Raw genomic sequence first — 15,248 nt, 5'->3', positions numbered from 1 at the left:
GAATGAAGTTCATCTGCGACACCGAACGCTGCATCGACTGCAACGGTTGCGTGACCGCCTGCAAGAACGAACACGAGACCCCATGGGGCGTCAACCGCCGCCGGGTGGTCACGATCAACGACGGCATCCCCGGCGAGCGCTCGGTCTCGGTGGCCTGCATGCACTGCACCGACGCCCCCTGCCTGGCGGTGTGCCCGGTCAACTGCATCTACCACACCGAGGACGGCATCGTGCTGCACTCGAAGGACCAGTGCATTGGTTGCGGCTACTGTTATTACGCCTGCCCGTTCGGCGCGCCGCAGTTCCCCGAGACCGGCCTGTTCAACCACCGCGGCAAGATGGACAAGTGCACCTTCTGCGCCGGCGGCCCGGAACCGGATACCTCGGAAGCGGAATTCAAGAAATACGGCCGCAACCGCATCGCCGAAGGCAAGCTGCCGGCCTGCGCCGAGATGTGCGGCACCAAGGCCTTGATCGGCGGCGACGCCAACGTGATCGCCGACATCTACCGCCAGCGCGTCGAGACGCGCGGCTACGGTCCGGAACTGTGGGGCTGGAAGATCGCCTACGGCAAGCCGAAACGTGGCGGCGAGATCAAGGCCACGGGCGACGCGCCGCGCGAGAACCAGAACCTCAAGGATTCGCAGAACGATACGGGGAGGCTGCCGACATGAAGCGCTTGTTGCTATTGATGGTGCCACTGTGGGTGCTGACCGGCTGCCTCGAAGTCGAGCAGCATCCGAACTGGGTCAAGGGCCAGTACGCCGGCAAGAAGGACAACCGCCCGTTCGAAGTGCATTTCCACAAGGACAGGCTGGCGTGGTGGGGCACGGTTGCCAACCGCAACATGCACCAGAACGAATACAACCGGGCCAACCCGTAAAGGAGCCGCCATGCGAATCGATTTGCGCGCCGCGCTTGCCTCCGTGCCGTGGTTGATCCGGTTTGCCCTGCTGGGCACGATGCTGTTCGTGTTCGCGACCCATCTGGCGCACGCGGGCGTACCGAACAACCGCGCCGAGCCGGCTTACGCGGAAGAACAGACCATGCTGCAACTGCAGCAGGATGCGCGCGTGCCCGAGCCCGGCCTGGCCGACAAGTCCTCGGGCCGCGTGCACGTCGACCGTCACTACCTCGGCCAGTACGGCAGCACCGAAGCCAACGTGATCGTCCAGCGCGGCGGCAACCAGTGGCGCGTGTGGCGCAACGGCCCGATCGCGACCATCATGGGCACCTTGCTGGTGCTGGTGATCGCCGTCATCTTCGTGTTCTACCGCGTGGTCGGCCCGGCGCGTACCGACGCGCCCGACACCGGACGCCGCCTGCAGCGTTTTAACGGCTGGGAGCGCTGGGTGCACTGGGCCACCGCGATCAGCTTCGTGATCCTGGCCGTCACCGGCCTCCTGATCACCTTCGGCAAGAAGCTCTTGATCCCGCTGTTCGGCCACGACGTGTTCTCGATGTTCGCCTACGTCTCCAAGTACCTGCACAATTTCCTCGGCCCACTGTTCATCGTGTGCTCGGTGCTGATGTTCTTTACCTTCCTGCGCCGTAACTTCCCGCGCAAGATCGACTGGCTGTGGGTCAAGCAGGGCGGGGGCCTGGTCCAGCACAAGCACGTGCCGGCCGGCTTCTTCAACGCCGGCGAAAAGACCTGGTTCTGGTTCGGCGTCGTGCTGCTGGGCCTGGTGATGTCGATCAGCGGCCTGATTCTCGACTTCATCGGCTTCGGCCAGACCCGCTACATGCTGCAGGTGGCGAATTACCTGCACATGATAGGCGCCACCTTCTATATCGCCGCCGGCATGGGCCATGCCTTCATCGGTACCTGGGGCACCCCGGGCGCCTACGAGGCGATGCGCCACGGCACCGTCGACGAAGCCTGGGCCAAGGCCCACCATCGCCTGTGGTACGAGGAAGTCAAGGCGGGCGTGCCGCCCGGCACCTTCGACGACCAGGTGCCGACCGACGTGCCGCCACCGGACAACCCGCCGCCCCCGGGCGGCATGCGGCCGCGCCCCGGCCCGGCCCACTGAGGACAGCGGCATGAAAGCATCGACTTATCCGATACCGGGCGTACTGCTGGCCCTGACCCTGGCCGTGGCCGGCTGCAAGGACCACGGCGACAGCGCCCAGATCAAGACCAAGTTTCCCGGCATGGTGACCGCGGGCGGCGGCACCAGCGGCCAGGTGATGGCGGCGCATGGCGGTCCGAAGACCGACGCCACCTATGCCGGCGGCACGCCGGGCATCGCAGGCGGTGCCGGCGGCAACACCTCCGGCGCGGGCACCGGCGGCACCACCACCGAGACGGGCCACGGTCCGAGTTCGGGCGTCAGCAACCCAGGCGCCGCCAGCGGCACGACCCAGCAGCACTCCGGCCACAACACGCCGCCGCCGGCCCCCCCCCCGCCGGAATCGGGCAACGGCGCGCCGCAGCCGGCTGGGGCCCACCGCGACCCGGGCGCCAGCCAGGCCGCGCCCGGACGTTGAGGAGAACGCAATGACCACCAAGACCATGATGCTGGCCGCGGCGCTGCTGGCAACGGCCTCGGCCTCGCTACCGGCGTGGGCCGCACTGCCGGCCCCGACGCCGGCCCAGCAGCAGGCCGCCGACGCCAAGAAAGCCCAGGCCGCTGCGCAGGCGGCCAAGGACAAGGAAAGCCTGGCGGCTTCGATGGATGCGGTCAGCAGCCGCTGGCGTGGCCGCGCCGCCCAGCAGGGCTGGAAGACGCATCCGCCGGTGGCGATTGCAGCCGCCGCGCCCGCCCCAGCAGCGCCCGGCGTGGCGACGCCCGGCGTGGCGACACCGGCGGGCGCATCCGCCGGCGGGATCGTCACCGCAGCCGGCGCCGGCGGCCAGCAGGCCGGGCAAATGCCAGCGTCGCCCGCCAACCCGATCGTCAAGAGCGAAAAATGGGGTACCGCACCGCCGAGCGAAGACCAGAAGGCCGGCCCGACCAAGGCCGTGCCGCATGGCGCCGAGCCGACGGTCCAGAAAGGGTCACCAGAGAACGTGAGCAAGAAAAAATGAAAATGGGAAGCATGCCGATCGCGGTGCTGATGCAGCGCCGCAGCGTCCAGCACCGCTGGGCCGATGAAGCCTGGGCCGCCGTCGGCATCGTGCCCGACCGCGGCAACCTGCCGCCGGTCCAGATGCTGAGCCAGTCGCCCGAGCGCGACTATTACCTGGTCTCCGGCCTCGAGCTGGAACTCTACCCGGACGAAAACGAAGGCTATTACGAGAACTGCATGGCGCCGGAATCGAAGGTGTTCGTGATGTGGCGCATGGAAGAGGGCAAGGCGATGCCGGTGCGCGCCTCGGTCAGCTACGTCGAGGGCACGCGCATGTTCGACTCGGGCGAGAACGCCGACGGCGTCGATATGCCGGCCGAGGTCTACAGTTGGGTGGCCGGCTACCTGCGCGAGCACTACCAGCCCAAGCCGCGCCGCGGACGGCAGCACGGATGACCATGGCCGAAGAAGGCTTCCTGCGGCGCTGGGCACGGCGCAAGACTGAAACCCTGGCGGGCATCGAGCCGGCACCCGAGCCGGCAGTGGAAACCGCCGCCGAACCCGTGGTCGAATCCCCTGCGCCACGCATGCCGGCGACCGAAGCGGTGCCTGTAGCGCACGCCGCGGCGCCGATCGTCTTGCCGACGATGGACGATGTGGCGCAACTGACCAGCGATTCCGACTTCTCGGCTTTCGTCGCGCGCGGCGTCGACCAGGCCGTGCGCCGCAGCGCGCTCAAGAAACTGTTCGCCGATCCTCACTTCAACGTGATGGACAAGCTCGATATGTACATGGACGACTACAATGTCGCCAGTCCGATGCCGGCGGACATGCTCGCTTCGCTGAAGCATTCGAAAAGCTTTTTCGACCAGGCGGCCGAAGACGCCCGCAAGCGTGCCGAGGCGGAGGCCAGGGCCGAGGCGGGCGGGGTGCTGGCGGCTTCGCAGCCGGTCACGGAGCAGCCTGGCCCGGCCGAGGCAGCGCAGGTGCAGGTACGGCAGGATGGCGGGGACGCCATCGGGCCGGCCGACGTGCCCGGGATGGCCGTGCTGCCGGCCGATATGCAGATCGTGCCGCAAAGCGCCATGATCATGCAAAAACAACCATAATCATAAAAACGACCACCTGAACCAGAGACAGAATGAATATCCGCTTTATCGAAGGACAGGGCGCCGACCCGGAGCAGGAGCGCCGCAACGCGCTGGCCAAGGTCGCCGCCATCGTGGCGCTCGATGCGCAGGGCATGCCCGAGGCGATCGACAGCGTCGGCTACCGCTCGGCCGGCAAGACGCTGGTCATCGGCGCCGCTGGCGACGTGCTGCCCCACGCCGACCGCCTGGCCGCGGCGCTGCCGGTGACCGTGCTGCTGACCGATGGCGCCGACGGCGGCCAAGCCGGAGAACGTCCTGGCTTGCGCCTCTACCCCGTGTCCCAGGTACGCGGCCTGGTGCTGAGCGGCTGGCTCGGCGCCTTCCATGCTACCTGGCAGGCGCCGGGACAGCCGCCCCAGCAGGAACGCTTCGACCTGGTGCTGGACCTCGGCGCCACGCCGCAGATCGCCTCCCACCAGAAGCCGCACGGCTACTACGCGCCCGGCGCGGACGAGGCCGAACGCGCGGCCGCGCTCGAGGCCGTCACCGACATGGTGGGCGACTTCGAAAAGCCGAAGTACTTCGCCTATAAAGAGCGCCTGTGCGCCCACAGCCGCAATGCACGCACCGGCTGTAACGCCTGCATCGAGGTGTGCTCTGCCGGCGCGATCGAAGGCGCGGGCAACCTGGTCAAGGTCAATCCCTACCTGTGCGCCGGCTGCGGCGCCTGCTCGACCGTGTGCCCGACCGGCGCCATGACCTACGCCTACCCGGCGCCCCAGCACACGGGAGGGCGCCTGAAGGCGCTGCTGCAGGCGTACTTCGAGGTCGAAGGCAGCGAACCGGTGGTGCTGCTGCACAGCGAATCCGGCGGCCACCTGCTGGCGAACCTGCCGGAGCCGGTGCCCGCGCGCGTGCTGCCGGTGGCGCTGCACCACACCGCATCGACCGGGATCGAGGTCTGGCTGACCGCGCTGGCCTATGGCGCCAGCGGTGTGACCGTGCTCATGACCGACGACGATGCGCCCCAGTACACGGCGGCGCTCGACCAGCAGATGGGGTTCGCGCAGCAGGTGATGGATGGCCTGGGTTACGCCGGCCCGCACTTGCAGCTGCTGCGGGTGAGCAGTCCGGCCGAGCTGGCGCCGGCCCTGCACCACGCGCCGCGCGGCGAGGTGCCGCCACAACGCGCCGGCTACAACATCGCGCTCGAGAAGCGCAATACGCTGGATTACGCCCTCGACCATCTGTACCGCCACGCGCCGCAACAGGTTCCCGAGATCCCGCTGGCCCCGGGCGCCCCGTTCGGCGCGCTGGCGCTGAACCGCGACACCTGCAGCCTGTGCATGGCCTGCGTCGGCGCCTGCCCGGCCTCGGCCCTGCAGGATGGGCAGAGTGCTCCGCAGCTGCGCTTCATCGAAAAGAATTGCGTGCAATGCGGTCTGTGCGCCGACACCTGCCCCGAAAACGCGATCGCGCTGGTGCCGCGCCTCTCCTTCTCGGAGTCGCGCAAGCAGGCGGTGCTGCTCAACGAAACCCAGCCCTTCCACTGCATCCGCTGCAGCAAGCCCTTCGGCACGCTGCGCATGATCGAGGGCATGCTGGCGCGCCTGGCCTCGCATCCGGCCTTTGCAGGCAACCTCGACCGCATGAAGATGTGCGGCGACTGCCGCGTGATCGACATGCTGCAGCCACAGGACGAGATGAAGGTGACGACGCTGCGGCGCGAATGAACCCTTGATGCCCGGTGCATCTGCCGTGGCCGCCGGAGTCGTGGCAGAATGGTGCGGACAATAACCGCAGAGCGGGGCGGCGCAAGCCGTCATCGCTCGTGACACCACGCACAGGAGACAACCATGGCCGCAACATCCCCGGGCGCGCGCTTCTTGGCCGCGCGCGACTTCCTCCAGCAGCACCGCACCGACTACGACACCGCCTACCGCGACTACCGCGCGCCCGAACTCATCGACTTCAACTGGGCGCTCGACTACTTCGACGGCCATGCCCAGGGCAATGCCACCCCGGCCCTGTGGGTGGTCGAGGAAGACGGCAGCGAACGCAAGATCAGCTACGCCGAGATGGCCGAACGTTCGTCGCAGGTGGCCAACTGGCTGCGCGAGTGCGGCGTCGGCCGCGGCGACCGCATCCTCCTGATGCTGCCCAACCGCGTCGAGCTGTGGGAAATCATGCTGGCCGGGATCAAGCTGGGCGCGGTGCTGGTGCCGACCACGATGCTGGTGTCCACCGCCGACCTCGAGGACCGCATGGAGCGCGGGCAGATCCGCCACGTGATCGCGCAAACGTCTGAAGCGCACAAGTTCGCGTCGCTGGAGGGCGGCTATACCCGCATCGCGGTCGGTGGCAGCGCCACCGGCTGGCGTGACTTCGACGACAGCCGCCACGCGGCGCAAGGCTTCACGCCGGACGGCGTGACCAAAGCCAGCGATCCGCTGCTGCTGTACTTCACTTCCGGTACCACCGCGAAGCCGAAGCTGGTCCTGCACAGCCACCAGAGCTACCCGGTCGGCCACCTGTCGACCATGTACTGGATCGGCCTGCAACCGGGCGACGTCCACTGGAACATCAGCTCGCCCGGCTGGGCCAAGCACGCTTGGAGCTGCTTTTTCGCGCCGTGGAACGCCGGCGCCACCGTGTTCGTCTACAACTACGAACGCTTTTCGGCGCGCGCCTGCCTCGACACCATCGTGCGCTGCGGCGTGACCTCGCTGTGCGCGCCGCCGACCGTGTGGCGCATGATGATCAAGGAAGACCTGCGCGCCTGGCAGCCGCCGCTGCGCGAGCTGGTCGGGGCAGGGGAGCCGCTGAACCCCGAAGTAATCGAGCAGGTCGAGCGCGCCTGGGGCATCCGCATCCGTGACGGCTACGGCCAGTCCGAGACCACCTGCCAGGTCGGCAATTCGCCGGGCCAGCCCGTCAAGCCCGGCTCGATGGGGCGGCCGCTGCCGGGCTACCGCATCGAACTGCTGGACGGCGACGACCAGCCTGCCGACGAGGGCGAGATCGCCATCGTGACCGACCCACGGCCGCTCGGCCTGATGCTGTGCTACGAGGGCGACGAAGCCAAGACCGCGGACGTGATGCGCGCCGGCCGCTATCGCACCGGCGACAGCGCCACCGTCGATGCCGACGGTTACTATTTCTACGTCGGCCGCAACGACGACGTGTTCAAGTCCTCCGACTACCGGATCAGCCCCTTCGAACTCGAGAGCGTGCTGATCGAGCATCCGGACGTGCTGGAAGCGGCCATCGTGCCCAGCCCCGATCCGCTGCGCCTGTCGGTGCCCAAGGCCTTCATCGCGCTGCGTCCCGGCGTGGAACCGACGCGCGAACTGGCCGCCGCCATCTTTGCCTTTGCGCGCGAGCGGCTGTCGCCCTATAAACGCATCCGGCGGCTGGAATTCAGCGAGCTGCCGAAGACGATTTCGGGCAAGATCCGGCGCGTGGAATTGCGCAAGGCCGAGGCGGCGGGTGGGCGCAACGAGACCGAATATCGCGAGGAAGACTGCGGTGCATGATGAAAAAGACCGGGAAGCAGTTGCTCAAGGAGTCTTTCACCAAATCCTTTGATGAACGGTATGCCGAAGCATCCAGGAACGAGCGGATAGGGTATTGGATTTGTGTAATCATCGTTTTTGGGATCATGTTCCTGATGTGGCACGCCAAATAGGTCAGCGCGCATTTGCTCGACCGGCATGAAAGGAAATATCGATGGCAGATACGGTTCTTGCCGAGGCAGGTGAACGATGAAACGCAGGCGCGTAGTCGAATTGGTTTGGTGCCTCCCACTTTGTGCTCTGCTCTGTGTTGCCACCATTGCCGTCGTTCTGTTCAGGCTATTCTCGGTCACATTTTTCTGGACCACCACGTCCGCATGGGCTGTCGTTCCAGCGCTCGTGATCATTGCATTGCTTTTCGTAGGGGGCTTGACGCGCGCGGCAAGACGATACGCGGCGGCAGCCCTCGTCGTCTGCTACCTCGGTAGTGTCTACTTTGACGGCTGGCGCACGATCGTTACCCGAATCGCCGACGGTGGGAATGCGTGGTTTGAAGGAACTGAAACGGCGATTATTCTATTCTTTGCCCTGCTTCATCAAATACCAAACGGGCGCTTGAATGATCCAGCCACCTGACAGCGGCAGGAGGGTTCGAGCCGCCGCATATGGTTACATCACCTGCGAACATCCAGCTTGGGTCGATGCCGAACCAGATGCATGCTGAGCAATGCGTCAGATGACCACAGTCAACGGTGCGCATTGGCGACGTGCATCGGTTTACCATGGCGAATAACACTGCAACACGCGATCGCCAACCTGTACGAGGGCTTGTTTGAACCGGTCTGCTGTGGAACCAGTACTTTCAAATTGTTTAGCAAGGACAAGCCATGCGTTCCTACCCGTCTGATAGCCCCCAAGCCGTTTGCCGATTGCTTGCTTTGACCGTGATCAGTGATGGCGGTGGATCGCCGTCCGAAATAGCGGCCACTTACCGATTGAGCATCCTCGACCATGCCGGCATTGAAGACGATGTCTTCGATCAAGTCGTTCGCGACTTGACCACCGATCTTCCGACCAACGCTGACGGCTTGGCCAAAGTGGACGCCGTCACCGTCGATCAGTGTTTAGCAGAAATTACGCGGCCAGACCTCAGACTACGTTTATGGAAGGCCATGTGGAAATTGGCATACGCGGACGATCGTTTTGCCGATGGTGAATTCGCCTTGCTTCACCGAGCGACGGAGGCTTGGGGAATCGAGGCGGATGCCGAGGGTAATGGAAGGATTGCGGGTGCCGAGGTCGATTAGCGCGTTGAGCGATGAGGCGATGACGGCGACCCTGGACGGATCGCCGTCGCCATATCGAATCAGCGCTCGCCCCTGAGCGTATAGACCGGCTTCTCGGTGTCGCCTTTCTCCACCATCGCCAGCAGCCGCTCCAGTGTCGCGCGTTCCCCGTCCTCCTTCGCAGATGACAGCTGCTTGCGCAGAATGGCGGCATGCGCCGTCTGCAAGGCCTGCGCCGCCGGCACGGCGATGTCCGGTTTGACGCCGACATGCTCCCAGTTGGTCTTGGTGACGGCATTCGTCGTGCGCGCGGTCGGGATCGCCACCACGATACCGTGGCTCGCGCTGAACCAGCCCACCGGATTCGAGCCGCCGCCGGTGGTTTCGCCGACCAGCGTCCCGCGCTTCTGCACCTGGAAGTCATAGGCGCAATCCTCCCCGCCGGAAAACGTGCGGGCCGAGGTCAGCACGTACACGGGCTTGTCGTAACGTTGCGCGACCGACGGCACGGTCCAGATCTGCCGCGTCGTGTCGGTCGCACGGTTGTAGATGTCGATCAGGTGTCGGTCGTCGCCGAGCGCGAAGAAGTGGCTCATCAGGTAAGCCACGCTGGCTGGACTACCGCCGCCGTTGCGGCGCAGGTCGAGGATCAACGCATCGGTTCCCGCCATCAGTGACATCGCCGCGGTGTAGGCCGGGCCCGTGAAGGTCGTGTTGCCGAAGCCGCGCAGCTCGATGTAGCCGACGTTGCCGGGAAGGCGTTCGATCTTCTCGATGCCGAACCCTTGGCGCGCCGCCTGCTCGCGCGCCTCGTCCAGCTCGGCGTGGGTGGGCAGGCTGCGGGCGCCGCTGTACTCGCGAAAACTGTCGTCGAGCCTGGTGCCGAAATGCAGGTCACCGCTGAAGGCGCGCAGGTCTGTCGCCAAAGCTTCGCTGAATGCCTTCGTCGTGGCGGCGGACGCATAGCCGTTGTCGGCATTTTTCCTGGCAAGCGCGCGGCCGACCCGTTCGGCCACGGCGGGGGCGATGTAATTCGCCTTGAGTTTCGTCGCCAGTGTCTGCACGATCGCGGTGCGATCGGACGCGTTCAAGGCGCTGTCCGCCGCCGCCAGGGCGGGAAACGCCAACAGGGTGCTCAGTACAATGCTCGCAATTACACTCTTTTTGCCTGACATGACTTCCTCCATTTTGGACTGACTTGCGTTTCTGACGTATGGAAGCGTTCACCTTAGGCGCCAACCGACCGGCGGTCCAAGCAAATGCGCCGACCCGTGCATACGCTGCGGCCATGCGGTTGAGTCGTTGCATTGGTACGCGAGCAGATGGCGAATTCTCGCCAATTATTGCAGTAGCGTAAATATTTCCGCCGCGTTACCATGGCCGGCCTTCCTGTCACAAGGTCGTCCATCATGCGTATCGCACCCCCGCTGTTGTCACTGTCGCTGCTGCTGTTGGCCTTTTTCGCCGGCGTCACCGCCAAGGCGGCCGATGCCCCGGTCCCGCTGACCGCCTTCTTCGGCAATCCCGGCGTGAGCGGCGCCAAGCTGTCGCCGGACGGCAAGCGCCTGGCCATGCTGGTGAATAACGAGAGCGGGCACGACCAGCTCGGCGTGATCGACCTGGCCGACAATGCGATCAAGGTGGTGGGCACCTTCAGGGATGCCGACGTCGGCTATTTCGAGTGGGTCAACAACGGCCGCCTGGTCTACGATTCGCGCGACAAGTCCACCGCGCCGGGCAAGGAGCGCTACGCACCCGGATTGTTCGCCGTGAATGCGGATGGCAGCGTGCGGCGCCAGCTGGTCGACACCTTCGATCCCTGGGTCAAGGACGCGACCGTCCTGGAACGCGAAAAAATGCCCTGGAATACCTATGTGTTGCGTCAACCCGGCGCCCAGGATTCCGAGTGGGTGTATGTGATGAAGGTCAATTTCTCACGCGACGAGGGTATCGACGAGGTCGCGCTGGTCCGGCTCAATACCCTGAACGGTGCCAACGAGACGGTGAAGGCGCCGCGCTGGACGCGCCAATGGTGGCTCGACGCCAAGGGCCGGCCGGCGCTGGTGACCACGGTCGAGGACAACCGCGAGGTGCTGCATTACCTCGACGCCAAGACCGGCCAGTGGCGCAAGCTGGCGGACAGCGATGCCTTCCTGCGCAGCGAGGATGCGGTCACGCCGGTCGGCTTCGCGCCCGACGGCATGCTGTATGTGAGCAGCTACGGCAAGCGCGACAAGAGCGCGCTGTTCGCCTACGACCTCGCGGCCGGCAAGGTGGCCGCGACGCCGCTGGTCGACCTGGAACAGTACGACTTCAGCGGTGAGCTGGTGACGGACGCCACCCGCCTGCTCGGCGTGCGCTACACGATCGATACCGAGGCCGTGGCCTGGTTCGATCCCGCCATGAAACAGGCGCAGGAAGCGGTCGACAAGCTGCTGCCTGGGCGCGTGAACGCCCTCAGCGTTGCGGTACGCTCCACCACCCCGTTCGTGCTGGTCGAATCCTGGTCCGACCGCCAGCCGCCGGTCTTCATGCTGTACAACCGCGACACCGGCAAGCTGTCCAAGGTCGGCGAGAGCCGCCCGGCGATCGCGGCGGCGCGCATGGGGCCGCAGGCGCTGGTCCAGGCCACCGCGCGCGACGGCCGCACCATTCCGACCTGGGTCACGCTGCCGGCCAAGACCAGCGGCAAGAAGCTGCCGATGGTGGTACTGGTGCACGGCGGACCCTACGTGCGCGGCAATGATTGGCGCTGGAACGCCGAGAGCCAGTTCCTGGCCTCGCGCGGCTATGTCGTGCTGGAGCCGGAATACCGCGGCAGCACCGGGTACGGCGCGGCCCACTTCCACAGCGGCTGGAAGCAGTGGGGGCTGGCGATGCAGGACGATATCGCCGACGCCACGCGCTGGGCGATCGCCGAGGGCATCGCCGACCCGCAGCGCATCTGCATCGCCGGCGCCAGCTATGGCGGCTATGCGACGCTGATGGGGCTGATTCGCGATCCGCAGCTGTACCGCTGCGGCATCGACTGGGCCGGAGTGACCGATATCGAACTGATGTACGCCGGGCACTGGAGCCGCGCCGACGACCTGTCCGGTGCCTACAAGCGCTACGGCATGCCGAAGCTAATTGGCGATCCGGTGCAGGATGCGGCCCAGTTCACGGCCACCTCGCCGCTGAAGCAGGCGGCGCGCATCACCCAGCCGCTGCTGCTGGCCTACGGCGGTGCCGACCAGCGCGTGCCGCTCTACCACGGCCGCAAGTTCTACGACGCGGTCCGGCAAACCAACAAGAATGTCGAATGGGTCGTGTACCAGGAGGAAGGACATGGCTGGACCCTGGTCGAGACGCGCCTGGATTTCTGGGGCCGGGTCGAGAAGTTCCTGCAGAAGAATATCGGGCAGGGCGGCCAATAAGCCTGCGCAGCCGCTAGGCCGCGCGGGCTGCGCGGTAGAGCGCATCGTTGGCACAGGCCCCGGTCCGCAGCCGGGGCGGCGCGGCTTCGTGCACGGCCACCGGCTGTTCATTGCCCAGCAGGCTGACCATCGCCGGCAGGTCGCGGCCGTTGATCGCGGCCTGGAAGCGCAGGACCAGTTCGCGGCACAGCTTCTCCTCGGGCGAGGTCTCGCGCCTGTCCTCGCGCAGCCGGCGGCGCGCGCGCGACAGGTACTGGCGCGCATTCGGCGGCCGGGTCCCGAGCGCCGCCGCGATGTCGGCGTGGCTGCACTCGAACACCTCGTGCAGCACCAGCGCCAGGCGCTCGGCCGGCGACAGGCAGGCCAGCATCCGCGCCAGCGCGTTGCCCAGCCCGGCGCGGCGCAGCAGGGCGTCTTCCGGCGCCTCCGCAACCGCATCTGATACTGGATCGAAGGCCGCGTGCACCGCCAGCGCATCGCGCACCCGCCTGCGCAGGCGGTCGATCGACTGGTGCTGCACGACGGTGGTCAGCCAGGCCGCGGGCGTGGCCAGCACGACCTGGTCGGCACCCATCCATTTGATGAAACAATCCTGCACGATGTCTTCGGCTTCCGCCTCGCTGCCGACGATGCGGCGGCTGATGGCCGTCAGGCGCGGACGCAGCTGCTGGAACAGCGCGCCGGCGGGATCGATCTGGGATGGCATCGTGGTCTCCTGTCGTGGTAGGTACTGCCTGACGCTTGGGGCACGGCGGATGTGACACGCCGGCAAGATATTTCATGCGCCGTCACACCGGCCGGGTCCGCAGGCGTCAAGCGCGGGATTCAACTCTACCGCGAAAGGAAGACCATGACTGCGACAATGCCTCTCGGACTGGGCCTGGTGCCCACCGTGATCGAACAGACCGGCCGCGGCGAGCGCGCCTACGACATCTACTCGCGCCTGCTGAAGGAGCGTGTGATCTTCCTGGTCGGCGAGGTGACCGAACAGTCGGCCAACCTGATCGTCGCCCAGCTGCTGGTGCTGGAATCGGACAATCCCGACAAGGATATCGCCCTGTACATCAACTCGCCCGGCGGGTCGGTGTATGCCGGCATGGCGGTCTACGACACGATGCAGTTCATCCAGCCCGACGTGTCCACGCTGTGCACCGGCTTTGCCGCCAGCATGGGCTCGTTCCTGCTGGCCGCGGGGGCGAAGGGCAAGCGCTACGCCTTGCCGAACGCGCGCATCATGATCCACCAGCCGCACGGCGGGTCGCAGGGCGTGGCGGCCGACATCGAGATCCAGGCGCGCGAAGTGCTGTACCAGCGCCAACGGCTGAACACGCTGCTGGCCCAGCGTACCGGGCAGACGCCGGCGCGCATCGACAAGGATTCCGACCGCGACAATTACATGTCGGCGCACGAGGCCGCCGAATACGGCATCGTCGACCGCGTGCTTGCGGCGCGCGATTCAGGCCGGCCCCGGGGCTGACCTGTTCGGCGCCATGTGTGGCACCGGTGCTGCAATTTGGGCAATAATAGGGACAGCGTTCATTGTCAACGACCTTCGACCTTGCCCATCCGCCCGCCCATGAGCCCATCCGCAAAAACGGCAGCACCGCAACTGTATGAAGTCAGGAAGTCCCCGGTCCACGGCAACGGCGTGTTTGCCCTGCACGACATCCCGGCCGGGGAGCGCATCATCGAATACCGCGGCGAACGCATCACCTGGGACCAGGCCACCCAGCGCGCCGAGGAGCGCGGCGGCCCGGTCAACCACACCTTTTATTTCAGCCTGGCCGACGGCCGCGTGATCGACGGCGGCAAGCGCGGCAACGATGCGCGCTGGATCAACCACGCCTGCGAACCGAACTGCCAGGCCTTCGAGGACGAGGGCAAGGTGTATATCCACGCGATGCGCGATATCGCGGCCGGCGAAGAGCTGAACTACAATTACGCCCTGATCTACGACGAACGCCACACGCCGGCCCTGAAGCGCCTGTTCGAATGCCGTTGCGGCACGCCCGCCTGCAGCGGCACGATGCTCGCGCCGAAGCGCCGGGCCAGGAAGAAGGCCGACGTCGCCAGCGTTTGATACCAGCATTCACGTGAATGCGCGAACAAGAAAGCCCGCCATGACCCCCGTCGTCCGCAGTTTGCTCGAAACCGATCTTTATAAATTCACGATGTGGCAGGCCTTCCTGCACATGCACCCGAACGCGGTGGGAGAGTATGAATTCAAGTGCCGCAATACGCCGGCCTATCCGCTGGCCGAGCTGAAGGAGGAAGTCGAGCGCGAACTGGACCACCTGTGTACGCTGATGTTCAGCGAGGACGAGATCGACTACCTGCGCTCGCTGCGCTTCATCAAGAGCGATTTCGCCGACTTCCTGACCCTGTTCCGCTTCCAGCGCAAGTTCATCCACGTCGAAGCCGAAGGCGAACACCTGCGCATCCGCGCCAGCGGTCCGATCGTGCACGTGATGGGCTTCGAGATCTTCGTCCTCTACATCGTCAACGAACTGTATTTCCGCCGCTTCGACCAGGAAGCGGCCATGCTTGAAGCGCGCAAGCGCCTGGCGCAGAAGATCGACGAATGGCGCGCCTTCGACCAGGAACCGAAGCGCCTGAATCCCTTCGAATTTTTCGACTTCGGCGTGCGCCGCCGCTTCTCGGGCGTGTGGCAGGAAGAAGTCGTGGCCACGCTGGCACGCGAGCTGCCGCAATTCTTCCGCGGCACCTCGAACGTCTACCTGGCCAAGAAGCTGAAGCTGGTCCCGATCGGCACCATGGCCCACGAATATTTTTATCAATGATGGAACTGTTCACCAATACCGTGACTATGCGCGGAAAGTGAAGCGGATGTTGTGGTAACGGGTGCAGCTTGCGTCGCTACCAGAGCACCTGTTCATTTATACTTTCGGCACCCCAAAACGAGTT

The 15,248-nt window shown here is 65.8% G+C and carries 16 protein-coding genes and 1 pseudogene; 15 read left to right on the top strand and 2 right to left on the bottom strand.

From position 1 onward, the window contains the following. Positions 1-2 precede the first annotated feature (2 nt). From fdh3B to U1H99_RS20685, 11 genes are all read left to right on the top strand, one after another. Positions 3-674, top strand: a complete 672-nt coding sequence (fdh3B, locus tag U1H99_RS20735) for a formate dehydrogenase FDH3 subunit beta (protein WP_323143606.1) — start codon at positions 3-5, stop codon at positions 672-674. Continuing rightward, positions 671-883, top strand: a complete 213-nt coding sequence (locus U1H99_RS20730) for a hypothetical protein (protein WP_323143605.1) — start codon at positions 671-673, stop codon at positions 881-883. The genes fdh3B and U1H99_RS20730 overlap by 4 nt, the downstream gene beginning before the upstream one ends. 10 nt (positions 884-893) lie before the next feature. Next, complete coding sequence (locus U1H99_RS20725) at positions 894-2,036, top strand: formate dehydrogenase subunit gamma (RefSeq protein WP_323143604.1); 1,143 nt, start codon at positions 894-896, stop codon at positions 2,034-2,036. A 10-nt stretch (positions 2,037-2,046) separates the two neighbouring features. Beyond that, entirely contained in the window at positions 2,047-2,493 is a 447-nt protein-coding gene (locus U1H99_RS20720; RefSeq protein WP_323143603.1) for a hypothetical protein, read from the top strand. 10 nt (positions 2,494-2,503) lie between these two features. Further along, positions 2,504-3,034: a hypothetical protein gene (locus U1H99_RS20715; RefSeq protein WP_323143602.1), complete on the top strand. Its 531-nt coding sequence runs from the start codon at positions 2,504-2,506 to the stop codon at positions 3,032-3,034. Next, a complete protein-coding gene (locus tag U1H99_RS20710; RefSeq protein ID WP_323143601.1) occupies positions 3,031-3,471 on the top strand; it encodes a DUF3305 domain-containing protein in 441 nt (146 codons plus the stop codon). The genes U1H99_RS20715 and U1H99_RS20710 overlap by 4 nt, the downstream gene beginning before the upstream one ends. Further along, positions 3,468-4,124, top strand: coding sequence for a DUF3306 domain-containing protein (locus U1H99_RS20705; protein WP_323143600.1), 657 nt, complete (start codon positions 3,468-3,470; stop codon positions 4,122-4,124). Before U1H99_RS20710 ends, U1H99_RS20705 begins: the two co-directional genes overlap by 4 nt. Before the next feature lie 32 nt (positions 4,125-4,156). Next, positions 4,157-5,839, top strand: coding sequence for a 4Fe-4S binding protein (locus U1H99_RS20700; RefSeq protein ID WP_323143599.1), 1,683 nt, complete (start codon positions 4,157-4,159; stop codon positions 5,837-5,839). Between the two features lie 123 nt (positions 5,840-5,962). Beyond that, positions 5,963-7,642 carry an AMP-binding protein gene (locus U1H99_RS20695; RefSeq protein ID WP_323143598.1) on the top strand — a complete coding sequence of 560 codons (1,680 nt, stop codon included), beginning with the start codon at positions 5,963-5,965 and terminating at the stop codon, positions 7,640-7,642. A 228-nt stretch (positions 7,643-7,870) separates the two neighbouring features. Next, positions 7,871-8,257, top strand: coding sequence for a hypothetical protein (locus U1H99_RS20690; RefSeq protein WP_323143597.1), 387 nt, complete (start codon positions 7,871-7,873; stop codon positions 8,255-8,257). A gap of 251 nt (positions 8,258-8,508) precedes the next feature. Continuing rightward, positions 8,509-8,928 (top strand): TerB family tellurite resistance protein, encoded by a 420-nt coding sequence (locus tag U1H99_RS20685; protein ID WP_323143596.1) that lies wholly within the window; start codon positions 8,509-8,511, stop codon positions 8,926-8,928. 59 nt (positions 8,929-8,987) lie between these two features. Here the strand turns inward: U1H99_RS20685 and U1H99_RS20680 are convergent, their stop codons facing one another. After that, a complete protein-coding gene (locus tag U1H99_RS20680) occupies positions 8,988-10,082 on the bottom strand; it encodes a S41 family peptidase (protein WP_323143595.1) in 1,095 nt (364 codons plus the stop codon). 234 nt (positions 10,083-10,316) lie between these two features. On the opposite strand from U1H99_RS20680, the gene U1H99_RS20675 reads away from it, so the two are divergent. Then, positions 10,317-12,323, top strand: a complete 2,007-nt coding sequence (locus U1H99_RS20675) for a S9 family peptidase (RefSeq protein ID WP_323143594.1) — start codon at positions 10,317-10,319, stop codon at positions 12,321-12,323. Positions 12,324-12,336: 13 nt separating this feature from the next. On the opposite strand, the gene U1H99_RS20670 is transcribed toward U1H99_RS20675, so the two are convergent. Next, positions 12,337-13,029: a sigma-70 family RNA polymerase sigma factor gene (locus tag U1H99_RS20670; RefSeq protein WP_323143593.1), complete on the bottom strand. Its 693-nt coding sequence runs from the start codon at positions 13,027-13,029 to the stop codon at positions 12,337-12,339. A gap of 144 nt (positions 13,030-13,173) precedes the next feature. On the opposite strand from U1H99_RS20670, the gene clpP reads away from it, so the two are divergent. The 3 genes and pseudogenes from clpP to U1H99_RS20655 form a co-directional block, all read left to right on the top strand. Further along, the gene (gene clpP / locus U1H99_RS20665; RefSeq protein WP_323143592.1) at positions 13,174-13,800 is read left to right on the top strand and encodes an ATP-dependent Clp endopeptidase proteolytic subunit ClpP; all 627 of its coding nucleotides are present in this window, start codon (positions 13,174-13,176) and stop codon (positions 13,798-13,800) included. 99 nt (positions 13,801-13,899) lie between these two features. Next, entirely contained in the window at positions 13,900-14,403 is a 504-nt protein-coding gene (locus U1H99_RS20660) for an SET domain-containing protein (protein ID WP_323143591.1), read from the top strand. A 40-nt stretch (positions 14,404-14,443) separates the two neighbouring features. After that, positions 14,444-15,112: pseudogene (locus U1H99_RS20655) on the top strand (beta/alpha barrel domain-containing protein); the annotation flags it as partial. Positions 15,113-15,248: the final 136 nt, after the last annotated feature.

This window comes from Massilia phyllosphaerae (assembly GCF_034659755.1).
GTDB lineage: Bacteria > Pseudomonadota > Gammaproteobacteria > Burkholderiales > Burkholderiaceae_D > Telluria > Telluria phyllosphaerae.
Note: the sequence above shows the minus strand (reverse complement) of the source record. Positions and strands in the feature narration are given on the sequence as shown.